Origin of the sequence: Sporosarcina sp. P20a (assembly GCF_002743175.1) — a bacterium.
GTDB lineage: Bacteria > Bacillota > Bacilli > Bacillales_A > Planococcaceae > Sporosarcina.
The window spans coordinates 1-24,176 of record NZ_PDYT01000020.1 but is presented as its reverse complement, the minus strand read 5'-3'; the positions used below and the strand labels follow the sequence as shown (position 1 = coordinate 24,176).

General features: G+C 45.9%; 19 protein-coding genes. 18 read left to right on the top strand and 1 reads right to left on the bottom strand.

The window, feature by feature from the left end; genetic code table 11:
* Position 1 precedes the first annotated feature (1 nt).
* The 9 genes from CSV72_RS13330 to CSV72_RS13290 are packed head-to-tail and all read left to right on the top strand — an operon-like array spanning position 2 to position 7,105.
* Positions 2 to 1,474 (top strand): adenosylcobinamide amidohydrolase, encoded by a 1,473-nt coding sequence (locus tag CSV72_RS13330; RefSeq protein WP_099678751.1) that lies wholly within the window; start codon positions 2 to 4, stop codon positions 1,472 to 1,474.
* The gene (cbiB, locus tag CSV72_RS13325; protein ID WP_099678775.1) at positions 1,474 to 2,427 is read left to right on the top strand and encodes an adenosylcobinamide-phosphate synthase CbiB; all 954 of its coding nucleotides are present in this window, start codon (positions 1,474 to 1,476) and stop codon (positions 2,425 to 2,427) included. Before CSV72_RS13330 ends, cbiB begins: the two co-directional genes overlap by 1 nt.
* Positions 2,414 to 3,487 (top strand): threonine-phosphate decarboxylase CobD, encoded by a 1,074-nt coding sequence (cobD, locus tag CSV72_RS13320; protein WP_099678750.1) that lies wholly within the window; start codon positions 2,414 to 2,416, stop codon positions 3,485 to 3,487. Before cbiB ends, cobD begins: the two co-directional genes overlap by 14 nt.
* Entirely contained in the window at positions 3,469 to 4,041 is a 573-nt protein-coding gene (locus tag CSV72_RS13315; protein WP_099678749.1) for a bifunctional adenosylcobinamide kinase/adenosylcobinamide-phosphate guanylyltransferase, read from the top strand. The genes cobD and CSV72_RS13315 overlap by 19 nt, the downstream gene beginning before the upstream one ends.
* Complete coding sequence (locus CSV72_RS13310; protein WP_099678748.1) at positions 4,038 to 4,856, top strand: cobyric acid synthase; 819 nt, start codon at positions 4,038 to 4,040, stop codon at positions 4,854 to 4,856. The genes CSV72_RS13315 and CSV72_RS13310 overlap by 4 nt, the downstream gene beginning before the upstream one ends.
* Before the next feature lie 12 nt (positions 4,857 to 4,868).
* A complete protein-coding gene (cobS, locus tag CSV72_RS13305; protein WP_099678747.1) occupies positions 4,869 to 5,633 on the top strand; it encodes an adenosylcobinamide-GDP ribazoletransferase in 765 nt (254 codons plus the stop codon).
* A complete protein-coding gene (locus tag CSV72_RS13300; RefSeq protein WP_099678746.1) occupies positions 5,594 to 6,187 on the top strand; it encodes a histidine phosphatase family protein in 594 nt (197 codons plus the stop codon). The genes cobS and CSV72_RS13300 overlap by 40 nt, the downstream gene beginning before the upstream one ends.
* Positions 6,139 to 6,522 (top strand): bifunctional adenosylcobinamide kinase/adenosylcobinamide-phosphate guanylyltransferase, encoded by a 384-nt coding sequence (locus CSV72_RS13295; RefSeq protein WP_099678745.1) that lies wholly within the window; start codon positions 6,139 to 6,141, stop codon positions 6,520 to 6,522. Before CSV72_RS13300 ends, CSV72_RS13295 begins: the two co-directional genes overlap by 49 nt.
* A 1-nt stretch (position 6,523) precedes the next feature.
* The gene (locus CSV72_RS13290; protein WP_099670305.1) at positions 6,524 to 7,105 is read left to right on the top strand and encodes a cob(I)yrinic acid a,c-diamide adenosyltransferase; all 582 of its coding nucleotides are present in this window, start codon (positions 6,524 to 6,526) and stop codon (positions 7,103 to 7,105) included.
* Between the two features lie 411 nt (positions 7,106 to 7,516).
* Here the strand turns inward: CSV72_RS13290 and CSV72_RS13285 are convergent, their stop codons facing one another.
* Positions 7,517 to 8,716 (bottom strand): iron-containing alcohol dehydrogenase, encoded by a 1,200-nt coding sequence (locus CSV72_RS13285; RefSeq protein ID WP_099678744.1) that lies wholly within the window; start codon positions 8,714 to 8,716, stop codon positions 7,517 to 7,519.
* A 408-nt stretch (positions 8,717 to 9,124) separates the two neighbouring features.
* Between CSV72_RS13285 and CSV72_RS13280 the strand changes: the two genes are divergently transcribed.
* The 9 genes from CSV72_RS13280 (at position 9,125) to CSV72_RS13240 (ending at position 23,653) form a co-directional block, all read left to right on the top strand.
* Positions 9,125 to 11,389, top strand: coding sequence for a (Fe-S)-binding protein (locus CSV72_RS13280; RefSeq protein ID WP_099678743.1), 2,265 nt, complete (start codon positions 9,125 to 9,127; stop codon positions 11,387 to 11,389).
* Between the two features lie 155 nt (positions 11,390 to 11,544).
* Positions 11,545 to 12,735, top strand: coding sequence for an acetyl-CoA C-acetyltransferase (locus tag CSV72_RS13275; RefSeq protein WP_099662494.1), 1,191 nt, complete (start codon positions 11,545 to 11,547; stop codon positions 12,733 to 12,735).
* Between the two features lie 15 nt (positions 12,736 to 12,750).
* A complete protein-coding gene (locus CSV72_RS13270; RefSeq protein ID WP_099678742.1) occupies positions 12,751 to 13,602 on the top strand; it encodes a 3-hydroxybutyryl-CoA dehydrogenase in 852 nt (283 codons plus the stop codon).
* Between the two features lie 32 nt (positions 13,603 to 13,634).
* On the top strand, positions 13,635 to 14,771 hold the full coding sequence (locus tag CSV72_RS13265) for an acyl-CoA dehydrogenase (RefSeq protein WP_099678741.1): 1,137 nt from the start codon (positions 13,635 to 13,637) through the stop codon (positions 14,769 to 14,771).
* A 328-nt stretch (positions 14,772 to 15,099) separates the two neighbouring features.
* On the top strand, positions 15,100 to 16,239 hold the full coding sequence (locus CSV72_RS13260) for an acyl-CoA dehydrogenase (RefSeq protein WP_099678740.1): 1,140 nt from the start codon (positions 15,100 to 15,102) through the stop codon (positions 16,237 to 16,239).
* A gap of 15 nt (positions 16,240 to 16,254) precedes the next feature.
* Complete coding sequence (locus CSV72_RS13255; protein ID WP_099678739.1) at positions 16,255 to 16,872, top strand: TetR/AcrR family transcriptional regulator; 618 nt, start codon at positions 16,255 to 16,257, stop codon at positions 16,870 to 16,872.
* A 68-nt stretch (positions 16,873 to 16,940) separates the two neighbouring features.
* Entirely contained in the window at positions 16,941 to 20,198 is a 3,258-nt protein-coding gene (gene icmF, locus CSV72_RS13250; RefSeq protein ID WP_099678738.1) for a fused isobutyryl-CoA mutase/GTPase IcmF, read from the top strand.
* Positions 20,199 to 21,328: 1,130 nt separating this feature from the next.
* Complete coding sequence (gene rpoE / locus CSV72_RS13245) at positions 21,329 to 21,880, top strand: DNA-directed RNA polymerase subunit delta (protein WP_233191290.1); 552 nt, start codon at positions 21,329 to 21,331, stop codon at positions 21,878 to 21,880.
* A 171-nt stretch (positions 21,881 to 22,051) separates the two neighbouring features.
* Entirely contained in the window at positions 22,052 to 23,653 is a 1,602-nt protein-coding gene (locus tag CSV72_RS13240; RefSeq protein WP_099678736.1) for a CTP synthase, read from the top strand.
* The last annotated feature ends 523 nt before the right edge of the window (positions 23,654 to 24,176 follow it).

Sequence of the window (24,176 nt, the reverse complement as noted above, 5' to 3'; positions counted from 1 at the left end):
GATGTTACAAGTGGACAATTTATCGGGAGGCTACGGTAAGGAACCGATTGTGCGAAATGTGTCGTTCCACGTGGAAAAAGGAGAAGTTCTTGGGATTTTAGGGCCGAATGGTAGCGGGAAATCTACGTTACTGAAAATCATCTCGGGAATTTTGCCGAAACAAAGCGGTAAAGTGATGATTGCAGGTAAACCTTCTGGCGCCTATACCCAAAAGCAGTTTGCGCAACAAGTGGCCGTCTTGCCACAGCTTCATGCGCACGCCTTTTCCCATAGCGTCGAAGACACCGTCGCTCTCGGTCGTTATCCATACCAGTCGGGGATTTTCTCGAGCTGGTCGGAGCTAGACGAGCAAGCGGTGCAGGAAGCGATGAACCATACAGGTGTCACGCGATATGAAAATACCGCGATTGAATTATTATCGGGTGGCGAGCAACAACGCGTATTCGTTGCGCAAGCACTCGCCCAGCAAGCACCCATTTTATTATTGGATGAACCAACGAACCATCTCGATATCGCACATCAACAGCAATTGCTCGATACGATACGCAATCAAACGAGACAGAAGGGGATCACGGTCATCTCAGTATTTCACGACATCAATCTGGCCGCTCTCTATTGTGATCGTTTGTTGCTGTTAAAGAACGGGGAAGTAGCATCCATCGGCACGCCGCAAGACGTCGTACTTGAACAGGAAATTCATCATGTGTACAACGCGCGCGTCAAAACACAGCCCCATCCTGAAATGCCGAAGCCTCAAATGACGCTGTTGCCGAACTTGCAAGAAAAGGTAGAACGGTTTTGTGTAAAGAAAGCAGATGTATTGATTCAGCAAGATCACGTCTTGTTGCAATCAAGCCAACCACTGAAGACGATTTCTTCCGCAGTTCATAATGCAGGACTTGGCTGGTACCGGACGTTCGTCAATCGTGGCGTGCGTGCGGATTATATGATCGAAGATGTACAAAAAGAGAACACGGATTACTTGCGTGCGCTAGGTTATCATCTGACAGATACAGTCGCCATGATGACTGCCGTTAGTCCGGAGCATGTTGAAGTGGAGGAATACGAAGGAGAATTCGGCTCGATTGTCGTAGCGGTGACAGCAGGTGTCGGAAACGCAGTGGACGTTTCGAAGTCCTGGCAACGTGAAGATATTCCTTACATCGGGACGATCAATACATGGGTCTTCATTAATGGTGAATTAAGTGAAGAAGCTTTCGTCCAAGCATTGATTACCGCAACAGAAGCGAAAGTGAAAGCGTTACAGGATGAGCAAGTGAAGGATCCGGAATCCGGCACGGTTGCTACAGGTACTTCGACAGACAGCTTGCTGATCGCGTCTACCCAGCAAGGAGAACACTTGCCCTACGCTGGACCGATAACGCAACTCGGGAAGTTGATCGGTAAAGGGGTTTATGATTGTACGGTGCGAGCTATTCATTCGTATCGATTAGCAGTAGGTGAACGTACATGATCCCTGCACATTTTATTGCGATCGCGATTGGCATGGTGCTCGACCGACTCATTGGTGATCCTCCGAACTGGCCGCATCCAGTCAAGTGGCTAGGTACGACAATTAGTAATTTGACAAAGCTATTGAATAAAGGCCGTATGCGCACTGTAAAAGGTGCGATTTTATGGTTGCTTATTTGCATGACGACGTTTTTTCTCGTCATTTGGCTCGTCAGTATCGCGTATCGTCTGCATCTGTTCGCAGGCATCGCAATCGAAGCGCTACTCATTGCGGCGGGTCTTGCGCAAAAGAGTTTGCGTGATGCAGCATTAGTAGTCTATGAGCCATTGAAGTCAGGAGACATGAACGAAGCACGTAAGAAACTTAGTTGGATTGTTGGCAGGGATACGAAGAAGCTTGATGAGAGTGAGATATCCCGTGCTACGATTGAAACGGTTTCGGAAAATACGTCTGACGGAATTACGGCTCCATTATTTTGGGCATTCTTGCTCGGAGCACCAGGTCTGTGGTTGTATAAAGCAGTCAATACACTCGATTCTATGATCGGGTACAAAGATGAGCGTTACCGTGAATTCGGAAAGGTTTCGGCTCGTATGGATGATCTCTTTAACTGGATACCTTCAAGAATTACCGGATTGCTCATACTATTGTTCACTCCAAATGAAGGTGGACATTCATTGAAACAGCGGATTAGCGGCTGGTTAGGCGATGCCAAAAAGCATATGAGCCCGAATAGCGGCTATCTGGAAGCAGCAACTGCATGGCAACTTAATATCCAGTTAGGCGGCAGCAGTACATATCGCGGAGTAGTGTCGGAACGGGCGGTACTTGGTCCGGCAGTCATTGCGAATAAAGAACATATCCGTTCCGCTACGTATCAAATGCAAGTCGTGTCTTGGACTTTCTGGTCACTAGGCACAGTATTAGGAGGGATTTTCTATGCGATTGCCTGAACACGGTGCGAACAGCAAACGATTGTATGCATCAATGAATATCACGATGCCTGATGAAGTGCTGGATTTCAGTGAAAATTGTAATCCAGCAGGACCTCCACCGTCCGTAGTAGAAGGGTGGCCAACGTTGATTTCGACCCTCAACAGCTACCCAGATCCAGACGGTCAGCCGTTTCGTTCGGCGGCTTCGGTTTTTCATCAAGTAGACGAACAACAAATACTCGTCGGCAACGGTGCGGCAGAAATACTATCTTTATTGGCGGGTAGCTACCGAGGGAAACGCGTCCTCTTAATTGACCCAACCTTTTCAGAATATCGCGCCACGCTTGAAGTGAACGGCGCAGAGGTCATATCGCTTCAAGCTAGTGAAGCAGAAGGTTTTCAATTGCCTATGCGTCAGATTTTGGAGACGTTACCTGAAGCGGATGCGATCTATATTTGCACACCCAATAATCCGACAGGCTTGTTGCCTACAAAAGACGAGCTACTGACGATTATAGAAGCAGCTAAAAATAGTTCGACAGATGTTGTGCTAGACGAAGCGTTCATTGATTTCGTCGATGAATCAAAGTCCTTTATTCCGCAAGTCGCGAACTATCCGAACTTGTTAATTGTTCGCTCGATGACGAAAATGTATGCGATTCCTGGTATCCGTCTAGGGTATCTAATCGCACATTCCGAACGAATCGGAATACTGAAAAGAAGAGCTTCCCACTGGCATGTCAACGGGCTTGCTGCTGAAATCGGTGTGTTATGTTTACAGGAAGAAGTGTATTGTGAACAAGCGATTTTGCATGCGCAAACAGAACGTTTGAAGATGACGCAGTTTTTGCATTCGCATGGCTGTGAAGTACTCGACTCTTCGGCAAACTATCTTGTCATGAAGCCTAGGCAAGATGCGAAGAAGCTGTATAAAGATTTATTGAAACAAGGCATCGTCCTGCGCCATTCGGAAAACTTCCGCGGGATGGACGGGCGCTGGTTACGGATCGGCATGAAGTCCGAACCCATGATGGCTACACTGCGGGAGGCGATGGATCAATGGTTCAAGCGACAGTAACGTTTATCAGTGGCGGTGCGCGCAGTGGAAAAAGTGCTTATGCAGAACGTCTGCTTACGAATCAACCAGCAGGTCGCCTCGTCTATATTGCTTCCGGTGTAGCAGCCGATGAAGAGATGAAGCAACGGATAGAGCAACATAAAGAAGATCGTCGACATGCGAATTGGCACACAATCGAGCAACCGAAAAATCTCCATGAAGTGTTGCCGTTTCTAAAGCCAGGCGATCTGGTTTTATGGGATTGCCTCACTACGTGGCTCGCCAATGAAATGTATGAAGGATACGAAGAAGGGGCACCTTGCGTTTCGCGTTCGGGCTGTTTAGAACAAAAGCAAGAAAAATTACTTCGTACGATTAAGCATATGAAAAAAATCGTCTCCCATCTAGTCATTGTTTCCAATGAAGTCCTCGATGAGTGGCCGCAATACGAAGAAGAGACGGAAATATACCGCCAAACAATCGGTACGCTTCATCAACAACTCGTGGAGTTTGCAGACCGTGCGATTGAAATGGATCACGGCATACCAATCGTATGGAAAGGGGAACGTATATGAACGGATTAATGATCGTAGGCACTGCATCAGATGTCGGTAAAACGATGATTTGCACCGCGTTATGCCGACTGCTTGCGAATGAAGGCGTCCGTGTAGCACCTTTCAAATCACAAAACATGTCGGGCTTCTCTGAAACAGTTGCAGACGGACGTGAAATCAGTCGGTCCCAATTCCAGCAAGCGCAAGCAGCTCGCACGCAACCGATCGTTGAAATGAATCCCATTTTGATGAAACCGAAAGAAAACTTGCAGGCTGAAGTTCTATTGATGGGCGTACCGCTTGAAACGATAGATGGGCAAACCTTTCGTGAAGAGTGGTTCGATAAAGGCCTTGAAACGATCCAACAAGCATTAGATTATTTGTCCGATCACTACGACACGCTGATCATCGAAGGGGCGGGAAGTACCGCGGAAGTAAATTTGATGGACCGTGAACTGACGAATATGCGCGTCGCGGAACTGGCGGATGTGCCTGTCATTCTAGTTGCGGACATTTCTAAAGGCGGTGCTTTTGCATCGATTATTGGCACGCTTCAACTACTTTCAGAAGAAAGACGTCAGCGCGTCAAAGGGATTATTATAAATAAATTTTACGGCGATGCTTCTTATTTCGAAGACGGCGTGAAATTCATTGAACACTACACGGGGATCCCGGTTGCGGGTGTCATTCCCGTCTTAGAAAACCATGGAATTCCAGAAGAAGACATGGACCGTGCTACGCTTCCTGCAACAGAAGGTATCGATGTCTACGAACAATGGGCGGCTCACGTCAAGAGACATATCGACTGGCCGTTCATTCAATCTATTTTGGCGTAAAGGAGCGAGAAGATGAATAGCATTTTATTAGCGCTCCAATTTTTCACATCGCTACCTGTTCATAAAGAACTGCCACTCGGAAAAAAAGAAGTATCGGGCATGTACATCGCCCTGCCGTTCGTCGGTGGGGGAATCGGTCTACTGCTAGCGGGCGTTGCCTATATCACGAGTGATTTCAATAGTTTCCTTGCGGCGGTATTCATTTTGCTGGCGGGACTCATTGCCACTGGAGGCTTGCATGTAGACGGTTTTGCCGATCTTGGCGATGCATTCTTTTCCTATCAAGATCGTGAAAAACGTCTGATCATCATGGATGACCCGAGACTCGGGGCATTCGGCACGTTGTCGTTACTCGTTTTACTCTGTTTGAAAATCGGTTTATTTATTGAAATTCTACAGCATGCAAACGGCTGGGCATTGCTAGTGGCGGTCCCGATTCTCTCTCGCGCGGCTTTGGTAGGGTATTACACATTAACGAAAACCGCGAAACCGAGCGGCATTGCGTACTTTTTCAAACAACATTTCCTGCGGGGGCGGATGCTAGTTGCATCGAGTGTAATCAGCATAGTGACGATTGTTCTGTTAAGTATTCAATTCCGCTCCATAGTATTAATTCCCGTCTTGTTACTCGTCATCTGCTTGTCCATCTGGCTTTATAATCGCTGGACGATTAAACATTTTGGCGGTGTCACTGGGGATCTATGCGGAGCATTCATTGAAGGAATGGAGGTGCTATTATGGCTCGTCCTTATCGTATATTTCTCGTTCGGCATTTAAAGACAACTGCGAATGCACAGAAGATATATTGTGGGTGGACGGATAGCGGATTGGTTTCTCTAGAAGGCGAGGCTATTGAATTTCCAGTAGCTGTCCAACATGTAGTGGGAAGTGATTTGATTAGAACACGTCAAACAGCGGCCATTTATTTTCCACAAATAGACTTTACGGCTGATCCACGCTGGAGGGAATGTAATTTCGGAGACTTTGAAGAGCAGACATATGATCAATTGAAAAATGACCCCGACTATCGCAACTGGCTAGACGATTCGTGGAACACACCACCACGTAATGGAGAAACATTGCAACAGGTTAAGTCACGCGTGTTGGATGCATTAGCTGAACTGCCGAATGATGCAGTCGTCGTGACGCATGGCGGCGTGATTCGTGTAGTGCTCGATACATTCACGCAAGACCAACGTTCATTTTGGGACTGGGACGTAACGAACGGCTCCATCTGGCAACTTGAATGGGCTAGCGAAGAAGAATTCAAGGAGGGGAAGCCATGCACGTCTTTATCGGCGGTGCCTATAACGGCAAAACAGACTATGTGAGACGTTGGATTGGCGATTCGGCGGCAAGTTTCTGTACAATGGATACAGCAGCAACCGCTAAATCTGGTGAATCACTCGTCATTACCGATTTACATGAGTGGCTGATGACTACAGACATAACAGAAACAGAAGCTAGCAACGCAGTACGCGAGATCGGCGGACCGAACACCGTCTTCATTTTGACGGAAATCGGGCGGGGCATTGTACCGTTTGAAGCACAGCAAAGAGAACTTCGCGATCGTTGCGGCCGTTTATACCAGCAATTATTCACAGAAGCAACAACTGTCACAAGAATTTGGTATGGTATACCTCACACAATCAAAGGAGTGAAGTGAAATGAAAATCTATACGAAGACTGGCGATAAAGGAACGACAAGTTTAATTGGTGGACGCGTCGCAAAAGACGACTTGCGCGTCGAAGCATACGGCACGATAGATGAACTGAATTCATTCATCGGTAAAGCGATGACGGAACTTGACGGCGAAAAGTTTGCAGATATCCTGACTGATCTAGAAACGATTCAAAATGAATTATTCGACGGTGGCGGCGACTTAGCAAACGTTATGAAAGAGCGTCATTACAAGCTCGACGAAGAACCTGTCACAGTTCTTGAAAACCGAATCGATAAGCTAATGGAAGAAGCGCCTGAACTAGAACGCTTCATCCTACCAGGTGGCTCACCAGCAGCTGCAACATTGCACATCGCGCGTACTGTCACACGCCGCGCTGAACGCGTAACCGTCACACTGATGAACGCAGCAGATGACGTATCACCGGTTGTTGGACGCTACTTGAACCGTCTATCGGATTACCTATTCGTAGCGGCACGCATCGTCAACGCTCGACTCGGCATTTCAGACAATGAATACGTCCGCAGCGCAAAAGTATTCCGCACGAATGAAAAGAAAGATAAGTGACCATAGGTAAACAGGGCCCCTGATTCGACTAGGGGCCCTGTTTTTTGTGGAGTGGTGCTCAAAGTGTCTGCGTATCCGCTCAATGACGAGGCATAAGCGCTCAAAGTGTCCGCGTATCCGCTCAATGTCGGGGCCCAAGCGCTCAATGCGTCTGCGTATCCGCTCAATGTCGAGGTCTAAGCGCTCAAAGTGTCCGCGAATCCGCTCAATGTCGAGGCCTAAGCGCTCAAAGCGTCCGCGAATCCGCTCAATGTCAAGGTCCAAGCGCTCAATGCACCCGCGAATCCGCTCAATGTTAAGGCCAAAGCGCTCAAAGTGTCTGCGTATCCGCTCAATGTCGGGGCCTAAGCGCTCAAAGTGTCCGCGAATCCGCTCAATCGCCCCGCATATCCGCCCAATCCAACAACCCCATCAAACCCGAATCACCTCATACAACTCCGTAAACTCTCTCCTCCCTAAAATCATCGGCACTGGATACAGCGGATTCGCTTCCGCAGCGGCGCGTTTAACCATCAGTGGAATATCTTCAACCATAATCCCATCCACCTGCTCGGGAATATTCATCGCATGATTCAACGCCCGAATTTCCTCGATGAACTTCTCTGCTTTCATGCGCTTCGTATCCGAGTGACTGGTAATACCAATTAAATCAGCCAACTCAGAAAGTGGTTCATACACACATTCGCCGTAATACTCGAGTACGTGCGGCAAAATAATCGCATTCGCTAATCCGTGCGGCACGTTGTAAAATCCGCCCAGCGTGTGTGCAATGGCATGGACATTGCCGACATATGCTCGAGTAAATGCTTTGCCGGCTAAATAAGAAGCGCGTTGCATATTCGTTCGCGCAGTCAAATTATCTCCATTGCGATAGGCTTCATATAAATTGGAGAACACGAGTTGTACGACTTCACGGCTATCGTTCCACGTTTCATTCGTATTACTGTTGCCGATATACGCTTCGACGGCGTGCGTTAACGCATCCATTCCAGTAGCTGCCGTAATCGCTGGGGGCAATTTCATCGTTAACAATGGATCGAGCACAGCGTAGTGGGGGATCAGTGACGTATCACTAATCGCATACTTCTCATGCGTTTCACTGTTCGTCACGACTGCAGCTAGCGTAGCTTCACTTCCTGTTCCTGCCGTCGTCGGTACCGTGAACAACGTGGGGATTCGCTTGCGCACATGGAATAAACCTTTCATTTCAGGGATTTGTTTATCGGGTCTCGCAATTCTGGCACCCACTGCTTTTGCGCAATCAATCGGGGAACCGCCACCGAACGCAATGAGTGCTTCGCAATCATTCGCTACGTACAAACTACGTGCTTCTTCAATGTTCATGATCGTAGGATTCGCGACAGTTTGGTCATACACTAAGTATTTAATGCCAAGTGAATTAAGCCCAACTAGCATGACGTCTAGTAAGCCAAGTTTGGCAATTTCGCGATCTGTAATAATGAGCACACTGCGTATTCCAAGACTTTTCACTTTTCCCGCAAGGCCTTCCAAACTACCAGGCCCGACTAGCAGCTCAGGCTCTCTCCAAGGTAAAAAATTCATTCCGACTTTGAGACCTTTTTGAACTGAGCGCGCATATAATCGATACATAGTAAAACCCCTTTCCAATGCTAGCAACACATTATGAGAACGTTATCATGAAATGACTATATTTACTATAATAAAATAAGAATATTCTAATTGATTCAATAATGATATACTAAATGTGTCGTGGGAATATTTTCATGAATTTAGAACAATTTTACATCTAATCTAGAGTTAGATGTAAAATTAGCATATCGATAAAGCCTATAATAGCAGCTTTAGATGAGTGAATTATTGTAATAAATAAATAACTACTTGACAAAAAGACCTTTCAGCCATAGTTAGAAAATAAAAAATAAACTTTCAAAAACAGTTGACTGAATGATCATTCATTATTACACTATACATAGAATATAATTGAAAGCGGTTTCTCAAAGGGAATCTCAAGTAGAAGAAATGGAAGGGGAATAAGAGATGAATATACTACTCATCGCAAACTGGATTTTATTTGTAGCAGTCGTCGTATACGGCTTTGGTCTATTCCTATACTTATTAAAAACTCGCTACGAATTCATCCGACTGGGGAGAAAAGAAGAATTCGACAATGACGTCAAAGCGCGTCTAAAGAAAATTTGGGTGTACGTATTTGGACAAAAGAAACTATTGAAAGATAAAAAGAGTGGGGCCATCCATGTCATGTTCTTCTATGGATTCCTACTCGTTCAATTTGGGGCAATCGACCTCATCTGGAAAGGCTTAAAGCCGGGATCACATCTGCCACTTGGCCCATTGTATCCGGCATTTACATTCTTCCAAGAGATTGTCGTATTCGTCATCCTAGTAGCGGTTGTATGGGCATTCTACCGTCGTTACATGGAAAAGCTAGTTCGTCTAAAGCGCGGCTGGAAATCAGGTCTAGTTCTTATATTCATTGGACTACTCATGCTCTCGACACTAGTTGCAAACGGCGCGAACATGATTTGGCATAATGAAGGCACAACATGGACAGAGCCAATGGCATCGATCATCGCAACGGTATTTAGCGGTGTTCCAACAGGCGTAGCCGTCACGATATTCTTTGTCGGCTGGTGGGTACACTTACTGACATTGCTGACGTTCCTAGTGTATGTACCACAATCTAAGCACGCGCACTTGATCGCAGGTCCGGCAAACGTTTATTTCCACCGCTTAGATCACGCGGGACGTTTGAAGCCAATCGATTTTGAAGCACTTGAAGAAATTGAAGACGAAGAAGATATGCCGCCACTTGGTGTAGGTAAGATCACGGACTTCACACAAGCGCAAATGATCGACTTCTATGCATGTGTAGAATGTGGACGTTGTACGAATATGTGTCCGGCAACGGGTACAGGTAAAATGTTGTCACCGATGGACTTGATTACGAAGCTACGTGATCACTTAACAAACACTGGTGCTATCATGACGAAACAACAGCCATGGGTACCTCAACTTATGTTTAAAAACTCACAAGGAAATCAATTGGCACTCGCTGCTACAGCAGAAGGAATGACAATTGATGAGCTATATAGTCCTTCATTGATTGGAGACGTCATCACTGAAGAAGAAATTTGGGCATGTACGACGTGCCGTAACTGTGAAGACCAGTGTCCGGTAATGAATGAACACGTAGATAAAATTATCGACCTTCGTCGTTATCTTGTGATGACGGAAGGGAAGATGGATCCGGATGCACAGCGCGCGATGACAAACATCGAACGTCAAGGTAATCCATGGGGCCTTAACCGTAAAGAGAAAGAAAACTGGAGAGATGCACGTCCAGACTTGCACATCCCGACAGTGAAAGAAGCGAAGAAAGCTGGAGAAGACTTCGAATACTTACTATGGGTTGGTTCTATGGGTGCGTTTGATAACCGCTCACAGAAAATTGCTCTATCTTTCGCACATTTATTGAATGAAGCAGGGGTAAGCTTCGCGATTCTTGGTAACAAAGAGAAGAACTCCGGAGACACACCACGTCGACTCGGAAATGAATTTTTATTCCAAGAGCTCGCAACAGCAAATATCGCCGAATTTGAAAAAGCGGATGTTTCGAAAATTGTTACGATTGATCCGCACGCATACAATATCTTCAAAAATGAATACCCAGATTTCGGTCTACAAGTCATCGTGAAACACCATACCGAGTTGCTACACGAATTGGTTACGTCAGGCAAACTAGTACCGAAACATGCAATCGATGAAGTTATCACGTTCCACGATTCATGTTACTTAGGCCGCTACAACGATGTCTACGATCAGCCAAGAGAAATCCTTAAAGCGATTCCAGGCGTTCAGTTGGTAGAAATGGAACGTAACCGCGAAGACGGCATGTGCTGTGGAGCGGGTGGCGGTATGATGTGGATGGAAGAAGATGCAGGCCAGCGCGTCAACGTTGCACGAACTGAACAAGCGCTTGAAGTCAGCCCGGGAATCATTTCATCTGGCTGTCCGTATTGCTTGACGATGTTGTCAGACGGAACGAAAGCTGTTGAAGTCGAAGAACAAGTCGGCACATACGACATTGCTGAACTATTAGAACGCTCGATCTTTGGCGAACACCAAACGATCGCTGAGCCTGAAGTAGAAGAAGTGATAGAAGAAACAGTAGTTGTGGAACAAGTAGTAGAGTCGGAAGAAGTGATTTCAGAGCCTGAGTTAGCTGTAACGGTTGAAACAGGGGATGAAACACTGGAAAACGCCGATAGAAAACAAGATTAAAATTATTGCGAATATCGTGTCAATACCGTACAATAAGATATCTAAAGCGCTAACAATTGAATGAACTATAAATAAGAGGGGCTATGCACCCTCTTATTTAGTAGTAAGATATCGAGCGAGCGTTCAGTCAGTAAACAAATAGGGGGAATGGGAAAATGAGAACAGTGATTTTACAAGGTGCTAGAACACCATTTGGGAAATTAAGCGGGGCATTGCAATCGAAAACAGCAAGTGATCTAGGCGGTATTGCTATCAAAGAAGCATTGGCACGTGCTGGCGTACAAGGTGATCAAGTGGATGAAGTCATCATGGGGACTGTTTTACAAGCAGGGCAAGGCCAAATTCCTTCACGTCAAGCAGCTGTCAAAGGCGGCATTCCGTACGGTGTCAAAACTGAAACGATTAACAAAGTATGCGCTTCCGGAATGCGCAGCATCACACTAGCTGACCAGCTGATCCGTCTTGGGGATGAGACAACGATCGTCGCTGGCGGGATGGAATCTATGACTAACGCACCGTATTACGCAAATGTCCGTTCAGGCTTGAAAATGGGCGATAGCACATTGGTAGATGGCATGATTTATGATGGACTGACGTGTTCATTTTCTGAAGGCAATGTCCACATGGGCACATATGGAAACAGTACAGCAAATGACTTTTCTGTAAGCCGTGAAACGCAGGATGAATGGTCACTGCGTAGTCATGAGCGCGCACTTGCAGCGATCGATAACGGATTGTTCGCAGAAGAAATCGTTGGCGTTAGCATTCCACAACGTAAAGGTGATCCAATCGTTGTGACAGAAGATGAAGGTCCACGTAGAGGCAGTTCACTCGAAGCGTTGGCGAAACTCCGCCCAGCTTTCGGTAAAGACGGAAGTGTCACAGCAGGAAACGCACCCGGCATCAACGACGGTGCATGTGCTGTTGTGTTAATGAATGAAGAAGAAGCGAAGAAGCAAGGCAAAGAACCGCTTGCTATTATTCTAGGTCACGCGGAAGTAGCCATCGAACCGGAACGTTTCCCTGAAACACCAGGTCATGTCATCAAAGCGTTACTTGAGAAAACAGGGAAAACGGCAGACGACATCGATCTATATGAAATCAATGAAGCATTCGCAGTCGTTGCGCTTGCAAGCTCACAAATCGCTGGACTAGACGAAGAAAAAGTCAACGTCAATGGCGGCGCGGTTGCACTAGGACACCCGATCGGTGCAAGTGGAGCGCGTGTCGTTCTGACACTGGCGAATGAATTAAATCGTCGCGGTGGTGGAATCGGTATCGCAGCAATCTGTTCAGGTGGCGGCCAAGGCGATGCGATCATGATCGAAGTACCAAAAACTAACTGACCGGGGGCATTCCAGATGACAATTGAAAAAGTATTCGTAATCGGTGCAGGGCAAATGGGCGGAGGAATTGCTCAAGTCTGCGCGCAGGCAGGCTATCAAGTAACCCTTCACGATCTCAATGAAGAAGCATACGACCGAGGTTTTGCAGTCATCACAAAGAACTTAGAACGCAACGTGGAAAAAGGACGCATGACAGAGGAAGAGAAACAAGCAGTCCTAGGTCGTTTCACGAAATCACTAGATATGCAAAATGCCAAAGATGCCGACATCGTCATCGAAGCGGCAGTTGAAAATATGGCAATCAAAACGAAAATCTTCGCAGAGCTAGATGAAATCACATCGGAACATACGATTTTGGCAACGAACACATCTTCGTTACCTATCACGGAAATCGGTGCAGCGACTAAACGTCCAGGAAAAGTGATCGGCATGCACTTCATGAATCCAGTACCGGTCATGAAGCTGGTCGAAGTCATCCGCGGACTCGCGACAGATGATGATGTCTACGAAGCAGTCGAAGAGATGACAAAGAAGCTCAATAAAACACCAGTTGAAGTGAATGACGCGCCAGGATTTGTTGCGAACCGCGTCTTGATGCCGATGATCAACGAAGCCATCTTCACATTATACGAAGGGGTCGCAACGAAAGAAGCGATTGACGACGTCATGAAAATGGGAATGAATCATCCGATGGGCCCTCTGCAACTAGCAGATTTCATTGGACTTGATACATGTCTGTACATTATGGAAACATTGTATGAAGGATTCGGCGACTCGAAATACCGTCCATGCCCGTTGCTGCGTAAATACGTCAAAGCAGGTTGGCACGGCAAGAAAACAGGCCGCGGTTTCTATTCATACGAATAAATGAATTAAGTTGAAAGCAAGAGGTGAAAAGGATGGATTTTACATTAACAGAAGAACAACAAATGATGCGCCAAATGGTTCGTGACTTTGCAAAGAACGAGATCGAACCTTGGATACCCCGGATGGAAGATGGAGAATTTCCACGTGAACTACTAGAGAAAATGGGCGACCTTGGATTGATGGGAATTACGGCGCCTGAACAGTATGGAGGTTCAGAGATGGACTTCTTGTCATATATCATCGCGATTCACGAACTATCAAAAGTTAGCGCCGTCATGGGCGTCGTGTTGTCTGTCCATACTTCTGTTGGAATGAATCCGATCCTTTACTTCGGTACGGAAGAACAAAAGAAACGCTACTTGCCGAAAATGGCATCCGGCGAATATCTCGGTGCATTTTGTCTGACAGAAGCATCGTCCGGATCAGACGCAGGTTCATTGAAAACAAAAGCGAAGCGAGTCGACGATCATTACGTGATCAACGGCTCCAAAATGTTCATTACAAATGGCGGGGAAGCGGACGTCTACATCGTCTTTGCTAACACCGCTCCTGAAAAAGGAACGTACGGTATCACTGCATTCATCGTCGACCGAGACACGCCGGGATTATCCATAGGCAAAGACGAAAAGAAAATGGGCCTTCACGGCTCACGAACCGTCGCGCTCAGCTTCGACAATATGAAAGTGCCAGTGGAAAATAGATTGGGTGAAGAAGAAGGCGGCTTCAAAATCGCCATGGCCAACCTCGACGTCGGCCGAATCGGTATCGCTGCTCAAGCACTAGGCATAGCAGAAGCTTCACTCGAAGCCTCAGTTGCCTATGCAAAAGAACGCGAACAATTCGGCAAACCAATCGCAGCCAACCAAGGCATAGGATTCAAACTAGCCGACATGGCCACCGCAACAGAAGCGGCCCGACTACTAGTCTACCGTGCAGCGTGGCTACGTTCAGAAGGCAAACCATGCGGCAAAGAAGCCTCCATGGCCAAACTATTCGCATCCCAAGCATCCGTAGACAACTCCATAGAAGCCGTCCAAGTATTCGGAGGCTACGGCTACACCAAAGACTACCCAGTAGAACGCTACTTCCGCGACGCCAAAGTATGCCAAATCTACGAAGGCACAAGCGAAATTCAAAAAGTAGTCATCGCCAAACACCTAACAAACTAAAGTTAGAAGCGCTTAGGGGAGCGCATGGCACGGTTAGCACAAACTACGGCTGAGTGTGATTCACAACAACTTACAAATTTAATGATGTCAGTTTGCTTCAACAAGCTATAAGTAGGGATTGGGGCGGAAGACAGGGCGACTCCGGGAGGATCAGCCCGATCAGGTGAGACAACTAGAGGAGCATAGCGACTAGTTGGCTCACCGCGGGCCCTCCGGAAAGCGTCCCTGTTTGGAGCCCCAATCCCCAAACCACAAGCCTAACTTAAGCTTTAGCAATTTCATTCATTAATCAAACAAACAACCAAACAAACAAAAGGGTGGGAGAACAATGGACTTTAAATTATCAGAAGAACACGAAATGATCAGAAAAATGGTACGCGACTTTGCACAAAATGAGGTAGCACCAACAGCAGCACAACGAGACGAAGACGAAACTTTCGACATGGACATCTTCCATAAGATGGCCGAACTCGGACTCACAGGTATTCCATGGCCAGAAGAATACGGCGGCATCGGCAGCGACTTCCTAGCCTACGTCATCGCAGTTGAAGAACTATCCCGTGTCTGCGCATCTACAGGCGTCGTCCTGTCTGCACACACATCTCTAGCAGGATGGCCACTATTCAAATACGGCAACGAAGAACAAAAACAAAAATACTTACGTCCACTTGCAGAAGGTTCAAAGATGGGGGCATACTGTCTAACAGAAGCTGGCTCAGGATCAGACGCAGGCGGCATGAAAACTACAGCAACGCTTGACGGTGACGACTACGTGCTAAACGGCTCGAAAATCTTCATCACAAATGGCGGAATTGCTGACACATATATTGTCTTCGCTGTAACGGATCCGGAATCCAAACATAAAGGAACAAGCGCATTCATTGTAGAAAGCACATACGAAGGATTCTCTGTAGGTAAGAAAGAGAAGAAGATGGGCATTCGTTCATCTCCAACAACAGAAGTCGTACTAGATAACTGTCGCGTACCGAAAGAAAATCTTCTTGGAGAAGAAGGCGACGGATTCATTATCGCAATGAAAACGCTCGATGGCGGACGTAACGGAATTGCTGCTCAAGCAGTAGGAATTGCACAAGGCGCGCTTGACGCTGCAGTCGACTACTCAAAAGAACGTGTACAATTCGGTAAGCCAATCGTAGCCAACCAAGGCATCAGCTTTAAACTAGCGGATATGGCGACAGCGACAGAAGCTTCTCGTCTATTGACATACCAGGCTGCATGGCTCGAATCGAACGACCTGCCGTACGGTAAAGCATCTGCTATGGCGAAATTAATGGCTGGTGACACAGCAATGAAAGTAACAACAGAAGCAGTTCAAGTATTTGGCGGCTACGGATATACAAAAGATTATCCGGTAGAGCGCTATATGCGTGACGCGAAAATCACGCAAATTTATGAAGGTACACAAGAAATTCAACGTCTCGTCATTTCTCGTATGTTGACGAAATAACAGGAGGTCTATGCAATGCCCAAACATGAAGTGAAATCTACCGTCAAAGATGAAGAACTTATTCAGAAGCGACGTGCACAAATTAGCCGGGGCGCTGTGAAATTGTTTATCGATAAAGGATTCCACAGGACGACTACACGTGAAATCGCCAAAGAAGCAGGCTTCAGTATTGGCACACTGTACGAGTATATCCGGACAAAAGAAGACGTCCTGTATCTCGTCTGTGACAATATTTACAATGAAGTCAAAGTTCGTTTATCTGAGCTCGATAACAATGACAACACGGTAGAAGGGCTACGTGTGGCGATTGCACGGTATTACGAAGTCATCGATCAAATGTCAGATGAATTCCTCGTCATGTACCAGGAGTCGAAGTCGTTACCGAGCGAAGCGCTTCGTTACGTACTTACTAAAGAACTGGAAATGGTCGAGCAATTTGAAATCATCATTCGTAAATGCATGGAGGCAGGTAATCTACGCATCAGACCGGATGAAGTATCATTGACCGCACACCACATCCTCGTATCTGGCCAAATGTGGTCATTCAGAAGATGGGCGTTGCGCAAACAATATACATTAGAGCGCTATACGAAAGTACAAACTGATCAAATTATCAAAGGTGTAGAGAAGTAAATAACTTGCGGATTCCGCCATGAAAATCTTCGTGGCGGCGGTCGGCATGTACGGAAGGTGGAAGGCTAATGGGGACTGAAGAAATTTATAAACCGAAACACCATATTCGTTTCGTGACGGCATCGAGTTTATTCGACGGGCATGATGCATCAATCAATATCATGCGCAGAATATTACAGGCAACCGGAGCGGAAGTTATTCATCTCGGACATAATCGATCTGTTGAGGAAGTTGTAAACGCTGCCATTCAAGAAGATGTGCAAGGAATCGCTATGTCATCCTATCAAGGTGGTCACGTGGAGTATTTCAAATACATGCATGACTTGCTGAAGGAAAGAGGCGCTTCCCATATTAAAATATTCGGCGGTGGTGGAGGAGTCATCATCCCGAAAGAAATTAAAGAGTTACATGATTATGGCATTGAATGGATCTTTTCACCGGAAGACGGTCGGAAACTAGGTCTACAAGGTATGATCAATAAAATCATGGAACTATCGGATTTCTCCACGACTCCCGAAAGCGAAGAAGCCAACCTGGAACAACTGACAGCAGAAACACCAGGAATCCTAGCCAATTTAATTACCTACGTAGAAGAAAAACATTTGAATAAAGATCAAGCGACGGAGCAATTACTCGATCATGCACGCTCTATGTCCAAACATACGCCAGTACTCGGCATCACAGGCACAGGTGGAGCAGGTAAAAGTTCATTGACGGATGAATTAATTCGTCGCTTCTTGCGTGAGTTCCCTGATAAAAGAGTAGCGATACTTTCCGTAGATCCAACGAAGCAAAAAACAGGCGGTGCGTTACTTGGTGACCGGATTCGCATGAATGCGATCTTCAATAACCGTGTCTACATGCGCAGTTTGGCAACACGCGGATCACGTTCAGAGCTGACAACGGCCATCCACGATGTACTCGATGTAACGAAAGCAGCTGGCTATGACTTGATCATTGTAGAGACGAGCGGAATTGGTCAAGGGGATGCGCGCATTACAGATGTCTCTGATGTTTCGATGTACGTCATGACGAGTGAATTCGGTGCGCCGACACAACTTGAGAAAATTGACATGATCGACTTTGCTGACTTAATTGTTATCAATAAATTTGAGCGCAAAGGTTCAGAAGATGCTTTGATTCAAGTGCGCAAACAGTATCAGCGTAGTCATTTACTATTTGACAACGATTTAGAAACGATGCCTGTTTACGGCACGATTGCGAGCCAGTTTAACGATAAAGGCACCAATACACTTTTCGCAGCGCTAGTTGAAAAAATCAACAACGTAACCGATTCGGATTGGACGACAAGCTATACTGAATTCGTGACGAATCAAAAGCAAACCGTGATTATTCCACCTGACCGTAGCCATTACTTGCGTGAGATCGCATCCACTATCCGTAACTACCATGCGAAATCCAAAGAGCAAGCAAAATTGGCACGTCGCGTGTTCCAACTTGAAGGTGCGATTGAAGCGGTAAAAGAAGCAGATTCCAATGAAGCGTTACTAGATTCATTGAATAGCTTGAAAGAAGGCGTAGAAGAGCAATTAACAAGCGAATCCAAACGTACTTTGAAAAACTGGGAACCTTTGAGAGAGTCGTATCAGCAAGATGAATTTGTTGTGAAAATCCGCGACAAAGAAATTCGTACGACGCTTAATACAGTTAGTCTATCTGGCTTGAAAGTTCCAAAAGTAGTCTTGCCACAATACAAAGACTATGGAGAAATTCTACGCTTTGTCTACAGCGAGAACGTACCTGGCTCATTCCCGTATACTGGAGGCGTTTTCCCATTCAAACGCGAAGGGGAAGATCCACGCCGTCAGTTCGCTGGAGAAGGGACGCCTGAACGTACGAATCGTCGTTTCCACTACGTATCAAAAGATGACGATGCGAAACGTTTATCAACAGCTTTTGACTCTGTCACATTGTACGGAGAAGATCCTGATGAGCGTCCTGATATTTACGGAAAAGTCGGCGAATCTGGTGTAAGTATTTGTACACTGGAAGATATGAAAAAGCTCTATGACGGTTTCGATTTGTGTTCACCTATGACGTCCGTTTCTATGACAATTAATGGACCCGCACCGATTATCCTAGCGATGTTCATGAACGCAGCGGTCGATCAGCAAGTACGTAAAAAAGAAGAAGGGCTTGGACGCACACTTACTGTCGAAGAGTTCACTGAAGTACGTGAAATGACATTCCAAACAGTTCGTGGAACGGTTCAAGCAGATATCCTGAAAGAAGATCAAGGGCAAAATACATGTATCTTCTCTACAGAATTCGCATTGCGTCTAATGGGCGATATCCAACAGTATTTCATTGATAAAAAAGTGCGTAATTACTATTCTGTATCTATTTCGGGCTATCATATCGCAGAAGCAGGATCGAATCCGATTTCCCAGCTAGCGTTCACGCTCGCAAACGGCTTCACGTATGTGGAGTATTACTTGAGCCGCGGCATGCATATCGACGACTTTGCACCGAACTTGTCATTCTTCTTCTCGAATGGCCTTGATCCGGAATATACGGTAATCGGTCGCGTCGCACGTCGCATTTGGGCGATTACGATGCGTGATAAATACGGAGCGAATGAACGCAGTCAAAAGTTGAAATACCATATCCAAACATCCGGCCGTAGTTTGCATGCGCAAGAAATTGATTTCAATGACATTCGCACAACATTGCAAGCATTGATGGCACTGCAAGATAACTGTAACTCGCTGCACACGAATGCCTACGATGAAGCAATTACGACACCGACAGAAGAATCTGTTCGTCGTGCGATGGCGATTCAGATGATCATTATGAAAGAACACGGTTTATCGAAAAACGAAAACCCGCTTCAAGGGGCTTACATCATCGAAGAAATGACAAGTCTCGTAGAAGAAGCGGTATTACAAGAATTCGATCGCCTAAACGACCGTGGTGGCGTACTGGGTTCTATGGAGACGCAATACCAGCGTGGCAAGATCCAGGAAGAGTCGATGTATTATGAAATGAAAAAGCACTCAGGTGAGCTGCCGATCATCGGCGTCAACACGTACTTAAATCCGAATCCTCCGTCTGAAGAGGATATCGACAATATGGAATTGGCACGTGCGACACAAGAAGAAAAAGAGTCGCAAATTATCAACTTGCGCGCGTTCCAAGCTAAACATGCTGACGAAGCAGAGCAAGCACTTGCGGATCTTCAGGAAGCGGCGATTACAGGCGGCAACGTCTTCGCTGAGTTGATGAAGACTGTGCGAGTCGCGAGTCTTGGTCAAATTACGAATGCGCTTTACGAAGTAGGCGGGCAATACCGCCGTAATATGTAATTGCATCTCAAAGGGGATGTCACAGAAGCCATCACTTCTGGTGGCATCCTCTTTTTTTGTATTGGGGTAAGGTTGAAGTCAATGTCGTAGTTGAGGTTAAAGTCAAATTCAAAGTGTAGATGCGTGGGCTAGTGCGTGGGATTGCAACTCCAGCTGGGGACGCGTTCCGGAGGGCGTGGCTTGAGCCTCCTCGTCCGCTTCGCTCCCTGCGGGGTCTCAAGGCGCACGCTGATCCTCCCGGAGTCGCCCCAGCTTCCGTTGCAATCCTTATGTAGAGAGTGGAGAAATACAGAATACTTAACTGGCTATTGAGTGTGAGTTTTTTGACTTTGGTACTTATTTAAGTTCAAGTGCTGAATAGATTACGAAACCGACTTCTTAAGTCACAATATGTGTCACTCATTGTCGCTAGTGTGTGAAATAGTAATTTCTCTAGCAATAGTATAGTTTAACGCCAGAGTGAGTGTAAATGATGGGTACTAAACCAGTCACAAGCGCAGCTTCAATGAGCGACAATAAGTGGCATCCACTCTGATTGCAAGGGATTGGAGCGTAGGAGGGGCGACTCCCGATGGATCAGCCCGATCAGGTGAGACAACCAAAAGGGAGCCTGCGACCTGGTTGGCTCACCGCGGGCCCATGGGAAAGCGTCCCCTCCGAAGCGCAAATCCCTACCCCAACAGCCATTCCAGCTACTCTATCTCAAGTATCCTATGAAACCTAATTCATTTCGTAAAATTCTTTCCCTATCAAAGTGGATAATTTAGTAAGTTAGTCAGTATAATAAGAACAACAAAGAAAAGGGACGTGCTGAATGTGAGATGGTACTATCATGCAATCATAATAGCTCTCTTAATTACACTCACACTCATCTTCTACAACAGCGGACTCGGCGTAATCCCCTTCACCTTTGCGGCGGTCTATCTGGGGTATTTGACCATTACTGAGTATAGAAATATAAAGAGAAGTAAAAGAATGTAGCATATTGGTAGAAATAACGTATATAATGTACACTATGCTTATATGCTACAAGATAAAAAACGTCGATCGGCCAAATCATTAACTGACTTGGTCGGTTCCGCGTGTGATTGATAGAAGAAAGGACGTGCCATACATTGAATATCCATGACATGACAAAAGAAGAACTTTTGGAAGAATCGTTAATCAACATTACGCACCAAGTACTGACAGAACGACGTGAATCCCTCACGTTGGCGGAATTGATGGAAGAGTTCCGTAAACTTACAGGTGTAAGCGAGAAAGAATTGAAAGCGAAAATACTTCAGTTTTATACAGACTTGAACATCGATGGCAGATTCCTTGCGATCCAGGACAACCGTTGGGGCTTACGCGAATGGTATCCAGTCGATCAGATCGAAGAAGAAACGGCGCCAGTCGTAAAAGTACGCAAGAAGAAAAAGAAGAAAAAAGATTATGACGAAGATGATATTGAAGAAGATGATGATGATGATGAAGAAATCTTCGATGAAGAATACGTAGAACTTGGCGAAGAAGATGACGCAGACGACGAAGAAGAGGAAGAAGAGGAAGTAGTCGGACTCGAGGAAGATTTAATCGATCCTGACGACGACCTAGAAGTAATTCCTGAAGTAGAACTCGATATCGATGAAGAAGATGAAGAGGACGAAGAGGAAGACGATGAGTACGAGGAAGAGAAATAATTGGACTTGACTTTTAGTGCCCAAAAATATAAGATTTGGATGGGCTCCTGAAAAGGACACATAAATTCGTGTATACGCGCTCCTTATTGTAGTTACGCTACAAACGGGGCGCTTTTTTGATTTTGTATCGACCCTAATAGCTCGGAAAAAGAATAAATGGAGGCACTACACATGACAAAATATATTTTCATTACAGGCGGCGTCGTCTCTTCTTTAGGTAAAGGTATCAACGCGGCATCACTCGGACGTTTACTTAAAAACCGTGGTTTGAAAGTGACGAACCAAAAATTCGATCCATACATCAATATCGATCCACGCATGATGAGCCCGTACCAGCACGGGGAAGTTTTCGTAACGGAAGACGGAGCGGAAACGGATCTTGACATCGGTCACTACGAGCGTTTTATCGACATCGAGTGTAACCGTTACTCCAATGTAACAATGGGGAAAGTCTATGATCTAGTATTGCGCAAAGAACGCGCTGGTGAATACAACGGTGCAACAGTTCAAGTAATCCCTCATATTACCAATGAAATTAAAGAATTGATTAAACGTGCAGGGCAAACATTAAACGCAGATGTCGTCATTACAGAAATCGGTGGAAGCGTAGGGGATATCGAATCATTGCCTTATCTTGAAGCCATTCGTCAGTTGAAAACAGATCTTGCGAAAGATGACGTGATGTACATCCACAACACGCTCATTCCATATTTGCATGCGGCTGGTGAAATGAAAACGAAGCCTACGCAACACAGTGTAAAGGAATTGCGTAGTCTTGGAATTCAGCCGAACATGATCGTTGTGCGAAGCGAATATCCAGTGCCGCAAGAAATGAAAGACAAGATTGCGTTATTCTGTAACATCAAATCAGAAGAAGTAATCGAAGCACTTGATGCGGAAACATTATACGAAGTACCTCTTCGTTTGCATGAACAAAACATGGACCAATTAGTTGTGGATTACCTAGGTCTTGAAACGCCACAGCCTGAACTTTCTGAAGTGGAAGAACTAGTGAAGTTGGTTAAATCACTAAAAGAAACAGTGAAAATCGGTCTAGTTGGTAAGTATGTAGAATTACAAGATGCATACATTTCCGCAGTAGAAGCTATGCGTCACGCTGGATACGCTTTCGATGCAGACATCGATATTAAGTGGATCAATTCGGCAGATGTGACGAAAGAAAACGTTGCAGAACTTCTCGGAGACGTAGATGGTATTCTTGTACCAGGTGGCTTCGGAGATCGTGCAATCGACGGTAAAATTGAAGCAATCACGTATGCACGTGAACAGAAGATTCCATTCTTCGGTATCAGTTTAGGTTTGCAGTTAGCGGCTACTGAAATCGCACGGAACGTCATCGGGTTGAAAACAGCTCATTCACTGGAGTTCGACACAGAGACTGAGCACAAAATTACGACATTCCACCCAGATTGCCGCACAGCACGCGAAGCAGACAGCACATTGCGTCTAGGTGCTTATCCGTGTAAAGTAGCTGAAAACACGAAGGCTTCTGCTGCATATGGCGAGGAGTTAGTGTACGAGCGTCATCGCCACCGTTATGAAATGAACTTGGCATATCGTGCGCAGTTGGAAGAGGCAGGATTCATCGTTTCTGGAATTAGCCCGGACGGTCGCTTGATCGAAATTATGGAGATGCCGGACCATCCATATTTCGTGGCTTGCCAGTTCCACCCAGAATTCGCTTCCCGTCCAAATCGTCCATCACCACTAATCCGCGACTTCATCCGCGCGGCGCTTGAGCATAAAAACTAAAAAGTATGCCCACAGAAGATTTTTCTTCTGTGGGCATTTTTGATTTTGGATATTTAGAATCTTTGTAGAAGTAAGGGATAGTTTGAGAGTGCGAGGGGATGGAAGCTCCAGCTGGCGGACGCTTTCCCATGGGCTCTCGGTGAGCCAACCAGGTCGCAAGCTCCCTTTTGGTTGTCTCTCCTTTCGAGCTGATCCATCGGGAGTCGCCGCCAGCTTCCGCTTCCATCCTAAGTTGTTAGTGGAGATACTTAGATCACTCACTGTAGGTAGTGTGTGAATTATTGTTTTGCCTAAACTTATTTAGATTCAAGTACTGAAGTTCAAAATGGATTGCAACACTGACTTCAATGCCTAACAAAAAGTATCATCCACTCGCATTGCAAGGGATTGGAGCGGCAGGCGGCGACTCCCTCTTGAACAGACGATAGTGACAAGGTTTATCGAGCTTTTTAGATGAGTGAAAAATATTTTTTAGCTGGAGAGCTATCAAACATATTCCACGTAATACAACTTCGGTTAAAAA

Coding starts and splice junctions, on each gene's coding strand:
- CSV72_RS13290 (WP_099670305.1), top strand. CDS start 6,524: ATGAAAATCTATACGAAGACTGGCGATAAAGGAACGACAAGTTTAATT.
- icmF (WP_099678738.1), top strand. CDS start 16,941: ATGGGGACTGAAGAAATTTATAAACCGAAACACCATATTCGTTTCGTG.
- cobD (WP_099678750.1), top strand. CDS start 2,414: ATGCGATTGCCTGAACACGGTGCGAACAGCAAACGATTGTATGCATCA.
- CSV72_RS13240 (WP_099678736.1), top strand. CDS start 22,052: ATGACAAAATATATTTTCATTACAGGCGGCGTCGTCTCTTCTTTAGGT.
- CSV72_RS13265 (WP_099678741.1), top strand. CDS start 13,635: ATGGATTTTACATTAACAGAAGAACAACAAATGATGCGCCAAATGGTT.
- CSV72_RS13315 (WP_099678749.1), top strand. CDS start 3,469: ATGGTTCAAGCGACAGTAACGTTTATCAGTGGCGGTGCGCGCAGTGGA.
- CSV72_RS13260 (WP_099678740.1), top strand. CDS start 15,100: ATGGACTTTAAATTATCAGAAGAACACGAAATGATCAGAAAAATGGTA.
- CSV72_RS13285 (WP_099678744.1), bottom strand. CDS start 8,716: ATGTATCGATTATATGCGCGCTCAGTTCAAAAAGGTCTCAAAGTCGGA.
- CSV72_RS13295 (WP_099678745.1), top strand. CDS start 6,139: ATGCACGTCTTTATCGGCGGTGCCTATAACGGCAAAACAGACTATGTG.
- rpoE (WP_233191290.1), top strand. CDS start 21,329: ATGACAAAAGAAGAACTTTTGGAAGAATCGTTAATCAACATTACGCAC.
- CSV72_RS13275 (WP_099662494.1), top strand. CDS start 11,545: ATGAGAACAGTGATTTTACAAGGTGCTAGAACACCATTTGGGAAATTA.
- cobS (WP_099678747.1), top strand. CDS start 4,869: ATGAATAGCATTTTATTAGCGCTCCAATTTTTCACATCGCTACCTGTT.
- CSV72_RS13300 (WP_099678746.1), top strand. CDS start 5,594: ATGGCTCGTCCTTATCGTATATTTCTCGTTCGGCATTTAAAGACAACT.
- CSV72_RS13255 (WP_099678739.1), top strand. CDS start 16,255: ATGCCCAAACATGAAGTGAAATCTACCGTCAAAGATGAAGAACTTATT.
- CSV72_RS13270 (WP_099678742.1), top strand. CDS start 12,751: ATGACAATTGAAAAAGTATTCGTAATCGGTGCAGGGCAAATGGGCGGA.
- CSV72_RS13310 (WP_099678748.1), top strand. CDS start 4,038: ATGAACGGATTAATGATCGTAGGCACTGCATCAGATGTCGGTAAAACG.
- CSV72_RS13280 (WP_099678743.1), top strand. CDS start 9,125: ATGAATATACTACTCATCGCAAACTGGATTTTATTTGTAGCAGTCGTC.
- CSV72_RS13330 (WP_099678751.1), top strand. CDS start 2: ATGTTACAAGTGGACAATTTATCGGGAGGCTACGGTAAGGAACCGATT.